General features: G+C 72.8%; 15 protein-coding genes. 4 read left to right on the top strand and 11 right to left on the bottom strand.

Features of this window, described 5'->3' with window-relative positions:
- Positions 1-53 precede the first annotated feature (53 nt).
- The 3 genes from M0M48_RS25705 to M0M48_RS25695 are packed head-to-tail and all read right to left on the bottom strand — an operon-like array spanning position 54 to position 2,371.
- Entirely contained in the window at positions 54-584 is a 531-nt protein-coding gene (locus tag M0M48_RS25705) for a TetR family transcriptional regulator (protein ID WP_257753289.1), read from the bottom strand.
- A 1-nt stretch (position 585) separates the two neighbouring features.
- Positions 586-1,794: a cytochrome P450 gene (locus M0M48_RS25700; RefSeq protein ID WP_257753288.1), complete on the bottom strand. Its 1,209-nt coding sequence runs from the start codon at positions 1,792-1,794 to the stop codon at positions 586-588.
- A gap of 43 nt (positions 1,795-1,837) precedes the next feature.
- A complete protein-coding gene (locus M0M48_RS25695) occupies positions 1,838-2,371 on the bottom strand; it encodes a Dps family protein (RefSeq protein ID WP_215813965.1) in 534 nt (177 codons plus the stop codon).
- 198 nt (positions 2,372-2,569) lie between these two features.
- Here M0M48_RS25695 and M0M48_RS25690 point away from each other — a divergent pair, with 198 nt between their 5' ends.
- Together M0M48_RS25690 and M0M48_RS25685 are read left to right on the top strand one after the other, a co-directional pair.
- Positions 2,570-3,556, top strand: a complete 987-nt coding sequence (locus M0M48_RS25690; protein ID WP_257753287.1) for an ATP-binding cassette domain-containing protein — start codon at positions 2,570-2,572, stop codon at positions 3,554-3,556.
- Positions 3,557-3,561: 5 nt separating this feature from the next.
- Positions 3,562-4,353 (top strand): ABC transporter permease, encoded by a 792-nt coding sequence (locus tag M0M48_RS25685; RefSeq protein ID WP_257754418.1) that lies wholly within the window; start codon positions 3,562-3,564, stop codon positions 4,351-4,353.
- 37 nt (positions 4,354-4,390) lie between these two features.
- Here the strand turns inward: M0M48_RS25685 and M0M48_RS25680 are convergent, their stop codons facing one another.
- From M0M48_RS25680 to M0M48_RS25665, 4 genes are all read right to left on the bottom strand, one after another.
- Positions 4,391-5,773 carry an FAD-dependent oxidoreductase gene (locus M0M48_RS25680; protein ID WP_257753286.1) on the bottom strand — a complete coding sequence of 461 codons (1,383 nt, stop codon included), beginning with the start codon at positions 5,771-5,773 and terminating at the stop codon, positions 4,391-4,393.
- 5 nt (positions 5,774-5,778) lie between these two features.
- Positions 5,779-7,107, bottom strand: a complete 1,329-nt coding sequence (locus tag M0M48_RS25675) for a cytochrome P450 (RefSeq protein WP_215813969.1) — start codon at positions 7,105-7,107, stop codon at positions 5,779-5,781.
- An 81-nt stretch (positions 7,108-7,188) separates the two neighbouring features.
- Positions 7,189-8,016 carry a hypothetical protein gene (locus tag M0M48_RS25670; protein WP_257753285.1) on the bottom strand — a complete coding sequence of 276 codons (828 nt, stop codon included), beginning with the start codon at positions 8,014-8,016 and terminating at the stop codon, positions 7,189-7,191.
- Positions 8,013-8,594: an RNA polymerase sigma factor gene (locus M0M48_RS25665; RefSeq protein WP_257753284.1), complete on the bottom strand. Its 582-nt coding sequence runs from the start codon at positions 8,592-8,594 to the stop codon at positions 8,013-8,015. Before M0M48_RS25665 ends, M0M48_RS25670 begins: the two co-directional genes overlap by 4 nt.
- An 86-nt stretch (positions 8,595-8,680) precedes the next feature.
- Here M0M48_RS25665 and M0M48_RS25660 point away from each other — a divergent pair, with 86 nt between their 5' ends.
- Together M0M48_RS25660 and M0M48_RS25655 are read left to right on the top strand one after the other, a co-directional pair.
- Positions 8,681-9,451, top strand: a complete 771-nt coding sequence (locus tag M0M48_RS25660; protein WP_257753283.1) for an HAD family hydrolase — start codon at positions 8,681-8,683, stop codon at positions 9,449-9,451.
- Entirely contained in the window at positions 9,448-11,985 is a 2,538-nt protein-coding gene (locus tag M0M48_RS25655; RefSeq protein ID WP_257753282.1) for a glycoside hydrolase family 65 protein, read from the top strand. Before M0M48_RS25660 ends, M0M48_RS25655 begins: the two co-directional genes overlap by 4 nt.
- Positions 11,986-11,996: 11 nt before the next feature.
- On the opposite strand, the gene M0M48_RS25650 is transcribed toward M0M48_RS25655, so the two are convergent.
- Genes M0M48_RS25650 through M0M48_RS25635 form a run of 4 tightly spaced genes read right to left on the bottom strand, consistent with a single transcriptional unit; the run spans position 11,997 to position 17,245 of the window.
- The gene (locus M0M48_RS25650; RefSeq protein ID WP_257753281.1) at positions 11,997-13,421 is read right to left on the bottom strand and encodes an amidase; all 1,425 of its coding nucleotides are present in this window, start codon (positions 13,419-13,421) and stop codon (positions 11,997-11,999) included.
- Positions 13,418-15,823, bottom strand: a complete 2,406-nt coding sequence (gene cutA, locus M0M48_RS25645) for an aerobic carbon-monoxide dehydrogenase large subunit (protein WP_252373063.1) — start codon at positions 15,821-15,823, stop codon at positions 13,418-13,420. The genes M0M48_RS25650 and cutA overlap by 4 nt, the downstream gene beginning before the upstream one ends.
- The gene (locus tag M0M48_RS25640; RefSeq protein ID WP_252373064.1) at positions 15,816-16,358 is read right to left on the bottom strand and encodes a (2Fe-2S)-binding protein; all 543 of its coding nucleotides are present in this window, start codon (positions 16,356-16,358) and stop codon (positions 15,816-15,818) included. Before M0M48_RS25640 ends, cutA begins: the two co-directional genes overlap by 8 nt.
- Complete coding sequence (locus tag M0M48_RS25635) at positions 16,355-17,245, bottom strand: FAD binding domain-containing protein (RefSeq protein WP_257753280.1); 891 nt, start codon at positions 17,243-17,245, stop codon at positions 16,355-16,357. Before M0M48_RS25635 ends, M0M48_RS25640 begins: the two co-directional genes overlap by 4 nt.
- Positions 17,246-17,248: the final 3 nt, after the last annotated feature.

The raw sequence follows: 17,248 nt of genomic DNA, 5'->3' as shown, positions 1-17,248 counted from the left end.
GTAGGGGAGATCGGGCGCATTCCCGGGCGGCTCAGGGGCCGGCCAGGGACCGATCAGGGGCTACCCAGGGCGATCACCGGTACGACGAACCGCTCGACCAGCCGGCGTTCGGCGTCCTCGTCGCCACCCGGCACGGTCAGCAGCGACACGATCACCCGGACCAGCCACTGCGCCGCGTCCCGGTCGGCCACCACGGTCAGCCCGAGCGCGGCGATGACCTCGGAGTCGTGGGCCAGTCCGGCAGCGCGTCCGGCGTCCCCCGCGCGGAACCAGGCGGCCAGCGTGGGCGCGGCACGCACGTGGCGCAGCGCCGACAGCACGGCGTCGGTGACGGTGGCGGCCCCGTCGGCGGCGACGAGCGCCCCCACCCGGACCGCCTCACGCTGCACGAACGCCCGCTGCAGCGCAGGCCGGTCGGGGAAGTAGCGGTAGAGCGTGGCGCGCGAGCAGCCCGCCGCGGTGGCGATCCGGCCCATGGCGACACCGTCGACACCGGCGGCACCGGCGGCGGCGAAGAGCTCGCCCGCGGCGTCGAGGATCCGCTCCTCCGCCGCCGTACGGCGGTCGACCCAGGCGGCGCTCACCTCAGGCCACGACCAGCGGGACCGAGAGCGGGCGGCGTACGTAGGGGCCGGGCGCCCAGGTGACGGCGTCGTGGTCGACGGCGAAGTCGGGGATCCGGGCGAGGAGCTCCTGGAGCGCGACGGTGATCTGGAGCCGCGCGGCGGCCGCGCCGAGGCAGTGGTGGTGGCCCTGGCTGAAGCTGAGGATCTGGGTCGGGCGGCGCCGGACGTCGAGGTGCTCGGCGTCGGGGCCGTACTTGCGCGGGTCGCGGTTGCCGGCGCCGTAGAGCAGGAGCACCTTGCGGCCCGCGGGGATGACGGTGTCGTGCAGCGTGACGTCGCGGGTCGTCGTCCGGGCCAGGCCCTGGACCGGCGAGGTGAGCCGGAGGAACTCCTCGACGGCGTCGGGCAGGAGGTCGGGGTCGGCGGCGAGGAGCGCGCGCTGGTCGGGTCGCTCGGCGAGCAGCTGGACCGCGCCGCCGAGGGCGCCGGTCGAGGTGTCGTTGCCGCCGGCCACCATCGTGAAGACGAAGGCGAGGACGGAGAGCAGGTCGACGTCCGCCTGGACCAGCTGGGAGACCGTGTCGTCGCCCGGGTCGTGGCGCCGGCGCTCGGCCAGGGCGGTGAAGTAGCCCATCATCTCGATGGTCGCGCCGGCCGCGTCGTCGGCGGCGCCCGCACCCTCGCCGGCCACGTTGGCCGCGACGATCGCGCCGCTCCAGTCGTCGAAGCGGCCCTGGTCCTCGGGCGGGACACCGAGGTAGTGGCCCACGACGAGGCTCGGCAGCGGCTTGAACAGCTCGGTGACGACGTCGCCGCCGCCGGCCGCGCGCAGCCGGTCGAGCCGCTCGACCACGAACGCGCGCACCGCCGGCTCGACGTCGCGCACCTGGCGCGGGGTGAACCCGCGGGCCACGAGCTTGCGGAAGGTCGTGTGCACCGGCGGGTCGGTCATCACGAACGGCGGGTTGTCGGCCAGGCCGATCCGCTCGAGCTCGCCGTACTCGACGGTGAGGCCGGCCGCGCTGGAGTACGTCGTGGTGTCGACCGCCGCGGCGAGCACGTCGGCGTGGCGGGAGAGCACGTAGTGGTCGTGCTCGGGGCGGCCCGCGGGCACCACGTGGTGGACGGGGTCGTGCTCGCGCAGCCAGGCGTAGCCGGACCACGGCTCGCGCCAGGCGGCGCCGCCGCCCGGGCGATAGCCGTGGTCATGAGACAGTTCAGCCGACATGCCTCAAGAGTGAGACATGTCGGCTGATCTGTCTAGTGGTGCGTCAGACGACGATCGCCTCCGGCACCGAGGCGCCCGGCGTACGGCGCTCGGCGTCGGTCAGCCAGGCGAGCTGCTCGACGCGCTCGAGGATCGTGTGCAGCAGGTCGGCCGTGGTCGGGTCGGCGGCGTCGACCTCGTCGTGGACGCGGCGGGCCGTGCCGGCCACGGCATACAGGGAGGCGACGATCGCGTCGATCGCGGCGCCGGTCTCGACCTCGCCGCCGGGGAAGGCGGGGAGGCTCGACTGCGCGGCGGTGCGGGCCGAGGTGCCGTCCGGGACGACGTAGAGGGCGCGCATCCGCTCGGCGACGTCGTCGGTGAACTCACGCGCGGCGTCGACGATCTCGTCGAGCTGCAGGTGCAGGTCGCGGAAGTTGGGGCCGACGGCGTTCCAGTGGGCCTGCTTGCCCTGGAGCGCGAGGTCGTTGAGGTCGACGAGGACCTGCTGGAGGTGACCGGCGAGCGTCTCGTCGGCGCGGAAGGCGGGGTGCGAGACGTGCTGGCGGGTGCGGTGCTGGGTCGCGGTGGCGGCCATGGAGATTGCTCCCTTTCGTTCGTTCTCTGGTTTGCGGTGACACCCACCTTGCCACCTTTTCTTGAACCGTTCCAGGAAAGCGAGCCTTGCCTCAATTGCGCACCCGGCGCCCGCGCGAGCGATGAATTCCGTTGTCGGTGGCGGTCTCTAGGGTGCGAAGCACAGGGCATCCGAGAGGCACGAGGGGACGCAGGACCGATGAGCGAACCGATGATCCGCGCGACCGGACTGGTCAAGCGCTACAAGGAAGTCGAGGCCCTGGCCGGCCTCGACCTGGCCGTGCCCGAGGGCAAGGTGCTGGCCCTCCTGGGGCCCAACGGCGCCGGCAAGACCACCGCCGTGCGCTGCCTGACCACGCTGCTCAAGCCCGACGCGGGCAGCGCCACCGTGGCCGGCATCGACGTGCTGGCCGAGCCGGCGGCGGCCAAGGCCAAGATCGGCCTGTCCGGTCAGTACGCCGCGGTCGACGAGCACCTCACGGCGTACGAGAACCTGGTGATGATCGGCCGGCTCTACCACCTGGGCCGGCAGCGGGCGCGGGCCCGCGCACAGGAGCTGCTCGAGCGCTTCGACCTCACCGAGTTCGCGAGCCGGCCGACCAAGACCTACTCCGGCGGCCAGCGCCGCCGCCTCGACCTGGCCGGCGCGCTCGTCGCCGCGCCGCCGGTGATCGTGCTCGACGAGCCGACCACCGGGCTCGACCCGCGCAGCCGCCAGCTCATGTGGGACGTCATCCGCGAGCTGGTCGGCGAGGGCGCCACGCTGCTGCTCACCACGCAGTACCTCGAGGAGGCCGACGTCCTCGCCGACGACATCGTCGTCATCGACCACGGACGCCAGATCGCCCACGGCACCGCCGACGAGCTCAAGGCCCAGACCGGCGGCCAGCGCATCGAGGTCGTCCTGACCAACGCGGCCGATACCGAGGCCGCAACCCGCATCCTCAACGAGGTCGCGGTCGGCGAGGTCCAGGTCACCAGTGCCGGGCGCGAGCTCGGCGCCGCCGTCGGCGACGAGGCCGCCGGCGACCTGCTGCGCGTCCTCCAGGGCTTCGAGCGCGAGGCCGTCAAGGTGCTCGACGTCGGCCTGCGCCGACCGACCCTCGACGACGTCTTCCTCAGCCTCACCGGACACGACAGCCACGACAGCACGGACCGCAACGAGAGCACGGAGGCCGCCCAGTGAGCACCATGACGCAGGCCGTCAGCGACGGCTGGGTGGTCGCCCAGCGCAACCTCATCAAGATCGTCCGGGTCCCCGAGATCCTGGTCTTCGTCCTGGTCAGCCCGATCATGTTCGTGCTGCTCTTCGCCTACGTCTTCGGCGGCGCGATCGACACCCCCGGCGTCAACTACCGCGAGTGGCTGATCGCCGGCATCTTCGGCCAGACCATCGTCTTCGGCGCGACGTTCACCGGCGCCGGCCTGGCCGAGGACATGCAGAAGGGCATCATCGACCGGTTCCGGTCGCTGCCGATGTCCAATTCCGCCGTGCTGGTGGGGCGCACGTCGTCCGACGTCGTCTATAACGTCCTGTCGCTGATCATCATGGCGCTGACCGGCCTGCTCGTCGGCTGGCGCATCCGCGAGGGCGCGCTCGACGCGCTCGCCGGCTTCGCGCTGCTGCTGGTGTTCGGCTACGCGATCAGCTGGGTGATGGCGTGGGTCGGGCTGATGGTGCCGAGCGTCGAGGTGATCAACAATGCGTCGTTCATCGTGATCATGCCGCTGACGTTCGTCTCGAACGCCTTCGTGCCGACCAGCTCGTTCAACAGCGTGCTCAAGCCGGTGGTCGAGTGGAACCCGGTCTCCGCGGTCACCCAAGCCAGCCGCGACCTCTTCGGCAACACCGGCGTCGGCCCCGGCTCCGATGCCTGGTCACTGCAGCACCCGGTGGCCTACACGCTGATCTGGGTGGTCGGGATCATCGCGGTGTTCGCGCCGCTCGCGGTGCGCCAGTACCGGCTGACGACCAGCCGCTAGGCATCCACCAGGAACGGCTCGGGCCGGGCGGATCGACTCAGATCCGCTCGGCCAGCCGCCGTGCCGCGATCTGCAGCGCGTCCCACACCGTCGCGAACGGCGGAGCGTAGGCGAGATCCATGCCGGCCAGGTCGTCGACGTCGAGCTCGGCCCACAGGGCGGCTGCGGCGGCGTCGATGCGCTTGGCCGAGCCGGGGCCGCCGACGATCTGGACCCCCAGCAGCCGCCGGGTACGACGGTCGGCGAGCACCTTGGTCGCGATCGGCTCGGCCTCGGGCATGTAGCCGCTGGCCGTGGTGCCCTCGGTGACGAGCGAGGCGACGTCGTGGCCGGCGGCGGTGGCCTCGGCGGTGCTGAGGCCGGTGCGGGAGATCTCCAGGTGGACGTCGCCCGCCACGAAGCGGGTGATGGCGGTGCCGGTGGCGCCGCCGAAGCGGCGGTCGGCGCCGAGGAGGTTGTCGCCGACCACGCGGCCGAGCTTGTTGGCGTGGGTGCCGAGGGGCAGGAAGGCCCGCCGGCCGGAGACGCGGTGCTCGATCTCGCAGCAGTCGCCCGCCGACCAGACGTGGGGCGCGATCCGGCCGCCGGGGTCGGGCAGGTAGCCGCCGGACTCGCCCAGGGGGAGGCCGGCGGCGGCACCCAGGACGGTAGCCGGCTCGACGCCGATCGCGAGCACCACCAGGGCCGCGTCGAGGCGGTCGCCGGAGTCGAGGACGACGCCGCGGACCCGGCCGTCGTCCGGGTCGAGGTCGAGACGCTCGACGGTGTGCCCCGTGCGCAGTGCGACGCCGGCGCCGGCCATCGCCTTCTCGATCCGGTCGCCCTGGTCGGGGTCGAGCGAGCTCATCACCCGGCTCCGGGTGACCAGGGCGGTGCCGAAGCCGCGGCGCAGCAGGGCCTCGGCCATCTCGACGCCGATGTAGCCGCCGCCCACGACCACGGCCGGACCGGCAGAAGCGGCGAGCAGGTCGAGCCAGGCGGCGCCGTCGTCGAGGTTCTTGACCGGGTGCACGCCGGTGACCAGGGCGCCGTCGGCGCGCGCCCAGTCCGGTACGACGGGCGTCGCGCCGGTCGCGAGCACCAGCTCGTCGTAGGGCAGCTCACCGGCGCCGTCCGCGGCGTCGTACCGGACGGTGCGGCGCTCGCGGTCGATCGCGACCACCCGGGTGCCCAGGCGCAGGTCGAGGCCCGCGGCCCGGTGCTCGTCGGCGGTACGGGCGACGAGGTCGTCGCCGCTGGCGACGTCACCGGCGATCCAGTACGGGATCCCGCACGCCGAGTACGACGTGTGCCCGGTCGCCTCGATCACGGTGACCTCGACGTCCCGACCGGTCGCCTTGGCCGCGCGCAGCGCCTGGTGGGCGGCGCTCATGCCGGCGGCGTCGCCGCCGACCACGACGATGCGCAGGGGACCGGCCATCGTGCTCAGGCCGAGGCCGGCTCGCGCTCGGTGCCGGTGAGGACGGGGAGCGCCTCCACGCCGTAGACGGCCGAGAGCTTGCGGAAGTCGAGGTCGGAGATGTCGCTGGCCATGGCCAGGTCGGGGAACCGCTCGGCGAGCATCCGCAGCGCGGTGCGCAGCTCCATCCGGGCCAGCTCGGCGCCGACGCAGCGGTGCATGCCCCAGCCGAAGGCCAGGTGGCGAGTGGGCTCGCGGCTCGGGTCGAAGGTGTCGAGGTCCGGCGCCAGGCGCGGGTCGCGGTTGGCGGCGAGGAGCGAGACGCCGACCGCGTCGCCCTCCTTGATCAGCACCCCGCCGATCTCGACGTCCTGCTTGGCGAACCGCAGGAAGGCGAGCTGGACGACGCACAGGTGGCGCAGCAGCTCCTCGACGACCCGGTTGACCTGCTCGGCGTCGTCGGAGCGCAGCATCTCGCCGGCCTGGGGCGTGGTCGCGATGAGGTAGGCGCCGAGGGCCAGCATCGACGCGGAGGTCTCGTAGCCGCCCAGGAAGACGCCGTCGGCGATGCCGCCGAGGGTGACGTCGTCGAGCTCGTCGCCGTGCTCCTTGAGCAGGGCGCCGATCAGGCCGTCACCGGGGTCGGCGCGCTGCTCGCGCACCGCGTTGATGAGGAACTCCCGGGTGTGCGCGGCCGCCCCGAAGGCGCCGGCACCACCCTCGGTGAGGTCGAAGCGCGCGACGCCGAGCTCGAGGAACCGGGCCCGGTCGTCGACGGGCAGGCCGAGCAGGTCGCAGATGACGTCGAAGGGCACCGCGAAGGCGAACTCCTCGACCATGTCGACCGGCTTGCCGTCGCGACCGGCCGCGGCCATCGCGTCGAGGCGCTGGCCGACGATCTGCTCGATACCGGGCTGGAGGCGGGCCAGCCGGCGCATCGTGAACTCGGGGGTCAGGTAGCGGCGCAGCGCGGTGTGCAGCGGCGGGTCGGTCATGCCGAGGCCGCCGATCTGCTCCTCGTCGGAGCGGCCCTCCTGGGAGACGAACTGACCGAGGTCGTTGGACCAGACCTCCGCACCGCCGGCGAGGACCTCGCGCGACTCGTCGTACCCGCTGACGAGCCAGACGCCCTTGCCGAACAGGTCGGCGAGCTTCTTGACCGGCTCCTCGCCCTGGACCTTCATCATCGCCGGGAGCGGGTCCAGGCCGTCGCGCTTGAGGGGGAGCGTGACCGACTCGGGGAGGAAGCGCAGCTTGCGCAGGTCGATGCCGTTGCGCATGGTCCGGTTGAGCAGCCAGACGCCGACGCGCTGCTTGACCGGGCCGAGCATCGGGCCGAGGAGGGGGAGCCGCATGGACGGTATTCCACCAGATGAGACCACTCGATACATCGGGTGTGACCCCGAACGACCCCTGGTGTGACCCGGATCGCGCCGTCAGCCGGTGCTGCGCCGGGTGCTCCCGTCGGCGAGGTGCACGGTGTACGACCACGTCTCGGACGGGTGCTCGGAGCTCTGTTCGACCGACGGCCACCACGCGGCGTACCGGCCGCCGGCGACCGAGGCCTCGATGTCGAGGCCCGTGGAGGTGTGCACGGTGACCCCGGTGACGCCGCTGCCGACGTAGCCCGAGGTCCACACGAGCCATCCCTCGTCGGTGCTGCTCTCCATGGTGCTGTCCTCGTCGAGGCCGTCGGGGGCGAGGACCGGGGGCGCCGAGGGGTCGGGCGTGTAGGTCCCGAGGAAGCCCTTGCTCCGCTCGCGGTCGTCGGGGCGCCCGCTGGCGACGAGGGCCTCGGGCATCACGCAAGCAGCCTCCCCGCGGGGACCGGTCAGGAGGACGTAGGTCCACGTGCCTCGCCGCTCCGCCAGGGCGACCCGCTCCCCACGATCGGGTACGGCGAGCGCGGCGCGGCAGGTGGCCCCGGCCTCGATCGCGGCCGCGGCCGTGAGGGGCTCGGGCTTCGGGGTCCACGTCCCGTACGCGCTGCCGCCGCCGAGCAGCAGGGCCGGGCCGGCGAGGCCGACGGCACCGGCCAGTCCGGCCGCGACCAGCAGCCGGTTCCGGATCCGGCGACGCCGACGGCGCCGGTGGGGTCGGTCCGGCTCGACGGGGACCGGAGCACCGGGGGGCGTCGCCACGATGCGCGCGAAGGCCGCGTCAGCGCGGTCGCGCTCCTCCTGGCTCAACCCGGCATCCGGTGCGGGGTCGAGGTGGCGCAGCGCGGACGTGAGCAGCACGAGGTCGGCGGTGGGCTTGCTCATCGTGGGCTCCTCTCGGAAGCGGGGAGGACGGGTTCAGGAGCGCGGGCCGCGTCGGTCTGATCGAGGTGCCGGCGCAGCGTGCGCCGCGCCCGGGAGAGCCGCAGCCGGAAGGCGGTCGCCGAGATGCCCAGGACTGTGGCCGCCTCGGGCGCGGTGAGCCCGTCGAGGACGGCGAGCGCGATCGCCTCCTGGTCGGTCGCGCTCAGGAGCGGCCACGCCGCGCCCAGGTCGATCCGGCAGGCGACGAGGTCGGGGTGATGGCCGGCGTCCACGGGTTCGGGATCGTCCTGGGCCTCCGCGAGACGTACGGCGACGGCGTCGTGCTTGTCCTCGCGGCGCCGGGCGTTCTGGAGGACCTTGCGGGCCACGCCGAACAGCCAGGCGCGCGCGGCGGGCAGGTCGGCCGGAACGTCGTCCAGGCGGCGCCAGGCGATGAGCATGACCTCGCCGACGACGTCCTCGGCGTGCGTCGGGTGCACGCGCCGGCGCACGAACCGCAGCAGGTCGACGTACGCCGCGTCGTAGATGTCCCGGAAGCGCTGCTCACGCTCCCGCGGCGACGGCGTGGAGAGTCCCATGTCCTGTTCCTGTCGAGAAGGGCACGAGTGTGTCATCCGATCTCGCGGTGCGGGGTCGGACCAGGTCGCCGGGCTAGCCTGTTCCGGTGGCTCGGACGACGCTCGACTGGCAGGCCTGGGATGCGGTGCTCTTCGACCTCGACGGTGTGGTGACCCCCACAGCCGAGGTGCACATGCACGCCTGGGAGGCGATGTTCACGACGTACCTCACGACGCGCTCGGCCGCGGACGGGGTCGCCTATGCGCCGTACACGGAGCAGGACTACTTCTCCTACGTCGACGGCAAGCCCCGGTACGACGGCGTGCGCTCGCTGCTCGCCTCGCGCGAGATCACGATCCCCGAGGGCAGCCCGGACGACCCGCCGACGGCGGAGACGATCTGTGGGCTGGGCAACCGCAAGAACGAGGCGTTCAGCGCGATCCTGGCCACCGAGGGGGTCACGGCGTACCCGGGCTCGAAGCGGCTGGTCGAGGAGCTGCACCGGCGGGGCATCCCGCTGGCGGTGGTCTCGTCCTCGCGCAATGCGCCCGCGGTGATCGCGGCGGCCGGGATGACCGAGGACTTCGCCTTCGTCATGCACGGCGGGCTGGCTGCCGAGCTGGGGCTGCCCGGCAAGCCGGCCCCGGACACGTTCGCCCACGCGGCCACCGTCCTGGGGACGACGAACGCGCGGGCCGTCGTCCTGGAGGACGCGATCAACGGGGTGGCCGCCGGTCACGCCGGTGAGTTCGGGCTGGTGATCGGGGTCGACCGCGGGGCCGGGGCCGACGCCCTGACCGCGGCGGGAGCCGACCTCGTCGTCACCGACCTGGCCCAGCTGCTGCCCGGTGCCGACCCGGCCGAGGAGGACCGATGAACGCTCCCGAGGGCCCCGGCCCGTCGCACGTCGCACCGTCGGTGGAGGACCCGCTCGACCGCACCCGCTTCCCCGTCGACGAGTGGCGGCTCGTCGAGACCCGCTTCGACGGCTCCGACCTGGGCACGACGGAGTCGCTGTTCAGCGTCGGCAACGGCTACCTCGGCCTGCGCGGCAACTACTCCGAGAGCCGCGACGCCTACCAGGACGGCACGTTCATCAACGGCTTCCACGAGACCTGGCCGATCTCGCACGCCGAGGAGGCCTACGGCTTCGCGCGCATCGGGCAGACGATCGTCAACGTCCCCGACCCCAAGGTGATCCGGCTCTACGTCGACGACGAGCCGCTGCAGGTCTCGGTCGCCGACCTGATCGAGTACGAGCGCGCGCTCGACTTCCGCAGCGGCGTGCTCTCGCGCGACCTGCTGTGGCGCACGCCCGGCGGCAAGCGGGTCCGGGTGCGCAGCACCCGGATGGTGCCGCTGGAGCAGCGCCACCTCGCCGTCCTCACCTTCGAGGTGACCCTGCTCGACCAGCACGCCTCGCTGGCGATCTCGTCCCAGCTGGTCAACCGGCAGGACGAGGAGGTCGAGCAGCCGATCGCCGACGCCGAGCTCGCGGGCACGCCCCCGAGCGGCGCCGCCGACCCGCGCAAGGCCGAGGCGTTCGACCGGCGCGTGCTCCTGCCCCGGATCCACGGCGCCGACGCCGAGACCGGCCGGATCAAGCTCGGCTACCGCACCGTCCAGAGCGGGATGACCGTCGGCGTCGTCGCCGACCACACGCTCGAGACGACGTCCTCCTGCTCGATGAGCGTGCACTCCGAGGACGACCTCGCCAAGGTGATCTACCGGATCGCCGCCGAGCCCGGCGTCCCGGTCACGCTGACCAAGATCGTCGCCTTCCACACCGCCCAGACCGTGCCCCCGCGCGAGCTGATCGACCGCTGCGAGCGCACCCTCGACCGCACCCACGAAGAAGGGCTCCCCCGCCAGTACGCCGCCCAGCGCGCCTGGCTCGACGACTTCTGGGCGCGCGCCGACGTCGAGGTTCCCGGCCAGCCCGCCATTCAGCAGGCGATCCGATGGAACCTCTTCGCCGTGCTCCAGGCCTCCGCACGCGCCGAGGGCCAGGGCATCGCGGCCAAGGGGGTGAGCGGCTCGGGCTACGGCGGTCACTACTTCTGGGACACCGAGATCTACGTGATGCCGTTCCTGACCTACACGATGCCGTGGGCCGCGCGGAACGCCCTGCGCTTCCGCTACGCGCTGCTCACCAGCGCCCGGCACCGCGCCCGCGAGCTCTCCCAGAAGGGCGCGCTGTTCCCCTGGCGCACGATCAACGGTCACGAGGCGTCGGCGTACTACGCGGCCGGCACGGCGCAGTACCACATCGATGCCGACGTGGCCTACGCCCTGAGCCAGTACGTCGGCGCCACCGGCGACGAGGAGTTCCTGGCGCGCGAGGCGGTCGACATCTTCGTCGAGACCGCCCGGCTGTGGGCCGACCTGGGGTTCTGGCGCGACGAGTCGCGGCGCACGTTCCACATCCACGGCGTCACCGGGCCCGACGAGTACACGACCGTCGTCAACGACAACCTCTACACGAACGTCCTCGCGCGCTTCAACCTGCGTCGCGCTGCCCGCGCCGTGTGGGAGCTGCAGCGCGACGACCCTGAGGCCTACGAGGGCCTCGTCCGGCGTACCGGGCTGACAGCGGACGAGCCCGACGAGTGGGCCGAGGCCGCCCAGGCCATGTCGATCCCCTACGACGAGTTCCTCGGCATCCACCCGCAGGACGCGCACTTCCTGGAGCGCGAGATGTGGGACCTCGAGAACACTCCGCTCGAGAAGCGGCCCCTGCTCCTGCACTACCACCCGCTGGTGATCTACCGGTTCCAGGTGCTCAAGCAGGCGGACGTCGTCCTCGCGCTCTACCTGCAGGGCGAGGAGTTCACGCCCGAGCAGAAGAAGGCCGACTTCGACTACTACGACCCCATCACCACCGGCGACTCGACGCTCTCGGCGGTCATGCAGTCCGTCGTCGCGGCCGAGGTCGGCTACCACGAGCTCGCCCTGCGCTACTTCATGTCGGCCCTCTTCGTCGACCTCGCCGACCGCCACAACAACACCGCCGACGGCGTGCACGTCGCCTCGACCGGCGGCGTGTGGAGCGCCCTGGTGTCCGGCTTCGGCGGCTTCCGCGACATCGGCTCGGCCGCGGGCGACCAGCAATGGCAGATCGATCCGCGTCTCCCCGACGGCTGGTCGTCGCTGACCTACCGGGTCACCCTGCTCGGCACCCGGCTCCGCGTCACCGTCCGCACCGGCGAGCTCGACCTCGTGATCGAGCACGGCGACGGGCCGCTCACGGTCTCGGTGCGCGGCGAGGTGGTCAAGCTCGCGCCCGGCGCCGCGGTGACCCTGCCGCTCGCGCACCAGGGTCCGCGGCTGGAGGGGGAGCCGCCCTACCCGGCGGGGATCCAGCGGGCCGACGGCACAGTGATCTCGGCGATCGTGCCGAGCGGCGACTAGCCGACCACCGACTAACCGACGGGGGGCCGGACGAAGGCGCCGTCCCCGGCGGCGATCTCCAGACCGCGCCCGACCTCCAGCAGCAGCCGCTCCTGCCGGTAGGGCCCGACGAGCTGCATCCCGACCGGCAGCCCGCCGTCGCTGAAGCCGGCGGGCACCGACAGCGCGGGCAGGCCGACGGCGCTGACGTAGTACGACGACGCCATCCAGTCGAGGTAGGTCTGCTGGGCGACGCCCTCGATCACGGTGGGGTACTCGAGGTCGGCGTCGAAGGGCAGCACCTGGCTCACCGGCAGCACAAGCACGTCGTACTCGTCGGCGAAGGCGGCCGCGAAGCGCTGGAACAGCTCGCCCTGGATCCTCGACGCCATCGCGACGTCGGCGGCGGTGACCTCGGCGCCCTCGCGGATGTTGGCCTCCAGGCTGGGCTTCAGCTGCCCCGGGTACGCCGTGAGGAGGTCGCCGAACGTGGCCTGGAACTGCCAGGCGCGCAGCGTCCGGAAGCAGCGGTCGGCGCCGGAGAAGTCGGGCTCGACCTCGATGACGTCGCAGCCGAGGTCCTCGAAGAGGTGCAGGCGCTTGCGGATCACGTCGACGACGGCGCGCTCGACCGGGAGGGCGCCGCCGAGGTCGGGCGACCAGCCGATCCGGAGACCGGTGAGGTCGCGTTCGAGCGTCCTCGTGAACACCGCGGGGTCCTCGGTGATCGAGAGCGGCACGCGGTCGTCGGGGCCGGCGACGACGCCGAGCATGAGGGCGAGGTCGTCGACATTGCGCGCCATCGGGCCCTGGACGGCGAGCGTCTGCCAGGGCAGCGGAGCGGGATGGATCGGCACCCGGCCCGGCGACGGCCGCAGCCCGACGACATTGCAGAAGGACGCCGGGTTGCGCAGCGAGCCGCCCATGTCGCTGCCGTCGGCGAGCGGCTGCATGCCGCTGGCCAGGCTGGCGGCGGCCCCGCCGCTGGACCCGCCCGCCGAGCGGGCGATGTCGTAGGGGTTGCGGGTGGTGCCGAAGAGGTTGTTGAAGGTGTGCGAGCCGGACGCGAACTCAGGCACGTTCGTCTTCCCCAGCCGGACGACGCCCGCGGCGCGCAGCCGGGCGACCAGCAGCTCGCTCTCGGCCGGCCGGTTGCCGGCATGGATCGGCGACCCGTACGTCGTCGGGAACCCCGCGGCGTCGTGGGTGTCCTTGAACGCCATGGGCAGGCCGTGCAGCGGTCCGAGCGACCGGCCGGCGGCGCGGGCGTCGTCCGCCGCGCGGGCGTCGGCGAGGGTGATCTCGGGGTCGAGCGAGACGACGGCGTTGACCGCCGGGTTCACCGCGGCCACCTGGTCGAGGTGGGCCTCGGCGACGTCGACCGCCGAGACCTCGCCGGCCTCCATGAGGCCGACGAGCTCGCGGGCGGTGCGGAAGCAGAGGTCGCTGGTGCTCATCGCGACCGGGCCTCCCGGACGGCGTCGTGCAGGACGCTCGGGTTGAGCGGGACGTGCCACAGCGGGTCGATCCCCTCGTGGGCGAGGGCGTCCTGGATGCCGGAGGCGATGACCGCGGCGACCGGGATGGTGCCCGCCTCGCCGGCACCCTTGGCCCCGATCGGGTTGAGGGGCGTGGGCGTCTCGAGGTGGTGCATCTCCATGTGGGGGACCTCGGTCGCGTAGGGCATGAGGAACTCCATGAAGCTGGCGTTGCGCAGGTTGCCGTTGGCCTCGTACTCGAGCTTCTCGTAGAACGCGCCGCCCATGCCGGACGCGACCCCGCCGGCGATCTGGCCCTCGACGATCATCGGGTTGATCATCTTCCCGCAGTCGTGGACGATCACGTAGCGCTTGACCTGGAGGTCGTAGCTGACCGGGTCCACCTCGACGATCGCGGCGTGGACGCCGTAGGCCCAGGTGGCGTGCGGCGGGCTGTAGAACTGCTCGGTCTCGATGCCGGGCCGCGCGTCGCCGGGCAGCGGCGGGCCGTCGCCCTTGCTGGCGGGCGCGAACTGGGTGGCGATCTGCGCGGCGTCGTTGAAGGCGTAGCGCAGCGGGTTCGAGACGGTCGCGATGGCAGCGAGGGGGATCGTCGTCGTGGTGCCGCGGACGCCGGCGGCGCCGTCCTTGAGCTCGATGTCGGCGGGGTCGACCTCCAGCATGTTGGCGGCGATCTCGAGGACCCGCTCGCGGGCCTTGACGGCGGCCTTGTGGATGGCGCTGCCGCTGACCACCATGGCGCGGCTGGCGAAGGTCGCGACGCCCCAGTCGTAGACGCCGGTGTCGCCCTCGACGACGATCACGTCGTCGACCGCGACGCCGAGCTGGTCGGCGACGAGCTGGGCCATGGACGTCGCGTGCCCCTGGCCCTGGGTGGTCAGGCCGGTGTTGACGTAGACCTTGCCGGTGATCGGGTGGATGCGCACCCGGCCGCCCTCGTAGGGGCCCAGACCGGTGCCCTCGACGTAGAACGACAACCCCAGCCCGAGCCAGCGGCCCTCGGCCCGGGCGCGCTCCTGCTCGGCGCGGAACGCCGGGATGTCGAGCTCCTCCTCCAGCAGGGCCAGCGCGGCGCCGTACTGGCCGGAGTCGTAGGTGACCGGCAGGCCGTCGGCGAAGATCAGCCCCTCACGCTTGTAGGGGAACTCGTCGTCGGCGATGAGGTTGCGCCGGCGGATCTCGAAGCGGTCGATGCCGAGCTCCTCGGCGAGCTGGTCCATCGCCCGCTCCAGCGCGAAGTTGGCCTGCGGGCGTCCGCAGCCGCGGTAGGGCGTGACCGGCACCGTCGGCGTGTAGACGCAGCGGAACTCCACCTCGATGTTCGGGATCCGGTAGGGCCCGGCGATCGCCGTCGAGGCGACCTGGGCGACCGCGATGCCGTAGGGGATGAACGCCCCGGTGTCGTGCAGGAAGACGTCGCGCAGCCCGATCACCTCGCCGTCCTTGGTCGCGGCGAGCTCGATCTCGTGGATCTGGGTGCGCTCGTGCGACATGTGCACGAAGTTCTCGGAGCGGTCCTCGATGTACTTCACCGGCCGGCCGAGCTGCATCGCCGCGAGCGGCACCAGCACCTCGTTGGCGTAGGGGAAGTGGATCTTGGGGCCGAAGCCGCCGCCCACGTCGGGCGCGATGACGCGCACCTTGTCCTCGTCGAGGTCGAACAGCGACGCGAGCGCGCCGCGCAGGCCGATCGGCGCCTGGGTGCCGTCCCACACGACCAGCTCGCCGGAGACCGGGTCCCAGCGCGCCGCCGTGGCGAGGCACTCCATCGGGGCGCCGGTGCTGCGGTCGACCTGGACCCGGATCTTGGTGCGGTGCTCGGCCCGCTCGAACGCCGCGTCGGCGTCGCCGCAGTTCTGCACCAGGGACGCCGCGATGTTGGCCGGGACGTCGGGGTGGACCAGCGGCGCGCCGTCCTCGACGGCCCGCTCCATGTCGACCTCGACGGGGAGCGGCTCGATGTCGACCGAGATCCGGCTGACGGCGTCCTCGGCGACGTAGCGGTCGACGGCGACGACGAACGCGATCGCCTGGCCGACGTAGTAGACGTCGTCGCGGGCCAGCGGGCGCTGGGTGCGGCCGTGGGTGATGCACGGGTGCGGGATCAGCAGCGGCATCTCGCGGTCGAGACCCTCGATGTTGTCGCAGGTGTAGACCGCGAGGACGCCGGGCACCTGCTCCGCCTCGGTGGTGTCGAGCGCGACGATCCGGCCGCGGGCGACGGTGCTGCGCAGGAAGGCGCCGTGGACGCAGCCCTCGAGGGGGATGTCGTCGACGTAGCGGCCCTGGCCGCGCAGCAGCCGCGGGTCCTCGTTGCGGCGTACGCGGGCTCCGGTGTGGACCATCGGCGGCTCAGCCATCGGCCTGCTCCTTCGCGTCGCGGATGGTCTCGGCGGCCTGGCGGGTGGCCGCGACGATCCCCTGGTAGCCGGTGCAGCGGCACAGGTTGCCGGCGATCCGCTCGCGGATCTCGGCGTCGGAGGCGTCGGCGACGTCGGGGTCCTCGTCGAGGAGGGCCGTGACCGACATCAGGAAGCCGGGCGTGCAGAAGCCGCACTGGAGGCCGTGGCAGTCGCGGAACGCCTCCTGGACCGGGCTCAGCGATCCGTCGGGACCTTCGAGGTCCTCGACGGTGCGCACCGTCGCGCCGTCGAGCTGGACGGCGAGCGTCAGGCAGCTGCGCGCCGCCCGGCCGTCGATGTGCACGGTGCAGGCACCGCACACGCCGTGCTCGCAGCCCACGTGGGTGCCGGTCAGGCCGAGGTGGTGGCGCAGGAAGTCGCTGAGCAGCAGCCGCGGGCTGACCGCGGCCTCGACCTTGCGGCCGTTCACGACCAGCGAGATGTCGAGCGTGGGGTCGTCGTTCACCGGCGACCGGTACATCGAGGACGTCATGAGGTGACCTCTCGGGAGGTTCGTGCGGTGGCTCGTTCGAAGGAGGTGCGGAGCGCGCGCTCCACCAGGCCGACCAGCAGGTCGCGCCGGTAGGCGCTGGAGCAGGACTCGTCGTCGGGGACGGTGACGACGTCGGCCGCGAGCCGGGCGATCTCGGGGAACCGGGACGGGTCGGCGTCGTCGGCGAGCAGGGCGTCCTCGACGGCGACCAGCCGGACCGGCGTGGTGGTGACGCCGCAGGCGGCGACCTGTCCCCACGCGACCGAGCCGTCCTCGGCCAGGGTGAGCGTGGCGGCGACCCCGGCGAGGGCGAAGTCCCCGTGCCGGCGGGCGAACTCGGTGAAGCACCAGCCGGTCCGGTCGGGGAGCACGGGGAACCGCACCTCGGTGAGGATCTCCTCGGGCTCCAGCGACGTGGACAGGATGAACTCGAAGAGGTCCTGGGCGTCGATGGTCCGCGCGCCGTCGGGCCCGTGGGCGGTGACCTCGCCGTCGAGGCACAGCAGCAGGCACGGCAGCTCGGCCGACGGGTCGGCGTGGGCGATGCTGCCGCCCACGGTGCCGCGGTTGCGGATCACCGGGTGGGCCACGTGGTGCAGGGTCTCCCGGATCAGCGGGTTCGCCGCGTGCACCACCTCGTCCAGCTCCAGGTCGCGCTGCCGGGTCCGGGCGCCGACGTGGATCCAGTCCCCGTCGACCCGGACGTCGGCCAGCCCCGGGACCAGCCGCAGGTCGATGACCGCCTCCGGGTTGGACAACCGGAAGTTGAGTGTCGGGACCAGGCTCTGCCCGCCCGACAGCACCACCGTGTCCGCGTGCTCGACCCGGGCGGCGACCGCCTCCTCGATCGAGCGCGGCAGGACGTACTCGAACCGTGACGGCTTCATGCG

The organism is Pimelobacter simplex (assembly GCF_024662235.1).
Classification (GTDB): Bacteria; Actinomycetota; Actinomycetes; order Propionibacteriales; family Nocardioidaceae; genus Nocardioides.
Note: the sequence above shows the minus strand (reverse complement) of the source record. Positions and strands in the feature narration are given on the sequence as shown.